This window comes from Massilia sp. DJPM01 (assembly GCF_030348125.1).
Lineage (GTDB): Bacteria > Pseudomonadota > Gammaproteobacteria > Burkholderiales > Burkholderiaceae_D > Telluria_A > Telluria_A frigida.
Window position 1 is genome coordinate 1 of sequence record NZ_JAQOZV010000137.1, and the last position, 2,574, is coordinate 2,574.

The 2,574-nt window shown below is 49.1% G+C and carries 2 protein-coding genes; both read right to left on the minus strand.

The window, feature by feature from the left end; translation table 11 throughout:
• Positions 1–246 precede the first annotated feature (246 nt).
• Positions 247–651 (minus strand): hypothetical protein, encoded by a 405-nt coding sequence (locus PO883_RS34075; RefSeq protein ID WP_289313742.1) that lies wholly within the window; start codon positions 649–651, stop codon positions 247–249.
• A gap of 11 nt (positions 652–662) precedes the next feature.
• Positions 663–2,574, minus strand: a 1,912-nt coding sequence (locus PO883_RS34080; protein ID WP_289313743.1) for a polymorphic toxin-type HINT domain-containing protein, incomplete at its 5' end; no start/stop codon positions are given.

A 2,574-nucleotide genomic window follows, 5' to 3' on the forward strand; every position in this document is an offset into this window, starting at 1 on the left:
AGGGCCCTCGCACTGCGTCGCAGCGGGGCGCCTTGCATCGCGTCCCCTGCTGTTCGCTAACCATCACAATAATTTCTCGGCGCCTACTTACGTCAAAATCTACAACCACAACATTCCTCAACGCGCGTCAAACCAAACGCTGGTCCAGGCACTCAAGAATGGCAGGACGAAAAGCCTGATTTATTCTCGAAACGGGTATATCACCAAGCGGGTTTTGACACCTATGCATTTAACCGTGCTGCTGCTTCATTCCAAACGTTCAATCAGTCTTTTCACCTCATCAATGCGATTATCTCGATTTTCTTGCAAACACTTCAAAAGTTGCAATAGTTTTTCTTTATACGTTTTAGGCAAGGAAATTTTCATATTGTCAAGCTCACTTGCTGCAATAGCTGCGACAGAAATATGGGGGGAATTAATAACGGCAATGAGTATGTTCACGCCGTTTTCGTTTTCCATATAACCAATTGCTTCTGCACATCGCGCTTGCCAATATGCGGGGTGAAAAAAGATTTCTTCCTTAAGCTTAATCCAATCATCGCTGGAAAAATCTTTTAACAATGAAGAAGATACTTCCAGATTATAGTCGTGCCACAACGATTCCTCGTGCCCCAACGACGTATCAAACTCAGCGAAAATCGCTTTAACCATAAAATTTACCTTCAAGGAAATCCTTTTCCGCCGGTCGGGAAAGACGACGTCATAACACCATTATCTTTAAGAACTGCCCATTCCACGCCATTAATAGTAGTCATATGAACTGTTGTTTTCACTCCAGCAATGTCACGTACGATAATCCCTGGCACTGCAGCTGCCGTTTGTCCCGCGCTTAATATGTCTGCATTACTCCAACTTAGCGGAGCAAACGTATTTTGGCTCTTTGACTTCGAAAGCCCTTCAATTCCATCTTTCCGAACAATTGTACCCTTGAATCCCGTAACAGAAATGGTTCCATCTGCATTCACTACTTCACCTGGGTTTATAGTGTAACGCGGCGAGCTCAGAACCTCGGGCGAGTGCCCCCCAATAATATTATTAGTTCCAGGTTTTGCTGTACCGAACAGAATTTTCGAATCAATCTGAGTCAGTGGACCAATAAAGTCTTTACTACCAGGAATAAGTGAATTATTACCCGTGCTGTGGATCGTGCAAAGCCCGTTAGAACAAGTAGCGCACGGCCCCACATTGTGCACCCAAGTTTCGAATTTCCCAACAAAAAAAGTGTGTCCAACATCGACCGTGAGGTTGTAAGTGCGTCCTTGCTGATGAATAAGTTCAAGCGCGGCAACCGAAATCCGGTCTGCAGACTGATCGCGGGAGGTTAGTTGATCCCCAACCTTTAGATCGATCGCAGAAACGAACCCCCTGTTGCGGACATAGAACGGATGCCCGGGTGTCACCAGCAACTGCTCGATCCGACGATTCGCGTCAGCGCTTTGCTGGCCAAGCGTAAGGCGATAAATTGGCTGATCATCACGACTATGCGTTGCTGTAACCGTGGACGCAAATACAGCGCCGGTATTATCATCAAGCCGAGTCCATACCTGATCACCAAGCTTCAATGCTTCAATCGCGACATACCCGCTTGGTGTGGCAACAAGCGTTCCTGTAGCAAAACAGCACGGCGCGATTTTTTGAGCTAATACCTCAAGCTCGCTCATGCGTGTAACATTGACTTCAGCGCTCGCCACGGGCGCAAGTCCTGGCTTCGGCATCCCCGTCGGCGGTATAGCTACACCGGTATCGGTGATCAGGTCCGCTGCAACGGCCGACGGCTTACCTGCCGAAGCCATCCACGACGGCCCAGCTAGCTTTACGCCAGCAATTCCCGTGCCAAACTGGCTGCCAGCGTAAAGGAGTTCTGCAATTCCTGGCGATAGCCCAGTGAAATCCTGCAATACTTGAGCCCCTGTCGTACCGTGAACCTCTTGGTCTCGTAGCGTCTTTATACTGGCATTTGTGTTATCCCAGCCAGTAAGCATCTGGTAACCACCAAACAATGCAACCAAACACCCAGCACCCAACGTTTCAGCGCAACTGGTAACGCCGACGCCGACCAAAGCTCCTCCGCTCACGCTCTGCACACTGCCGCCCCCAAACTGAACGGTTGCCATGAAATTCCGCTCGAACGCAGAATGGGGCTGATTAGGCAAAATGCCGGCTGCGCAACCGTCAGTAACACATCCATACTGATTTGGAGTGAAAGGATTAACCGTCGGATATCTGGTTGGTTCGTGATACCCCAACGTCTCCCTATCCCACGCGTACGGCGATTTGCTATCCCCAGTAGAATTCAAAATGTAGTTGGCGAGTGCAGGATCGACATACATCGGTTTCGACTGCAGCATGTAGGGTGGCTGGCCTGCACCAGGGACGAATAATTTCCATCCGTCAATATCATAAAATGCAGAGGCCGGCGTGTCTTTCGTGAGAAGGACGAACATCCCAGTCGAATCGTTCTCCCCTAATTCGCTATTACCGCTCGCACGCAGTGCATTTTTAATTTCCTCTGCGGTGTACTGTCCATACTGAGCCAGTTTCTCGGCAAGCTTCCGTTCCTTATCGTGCAACTGC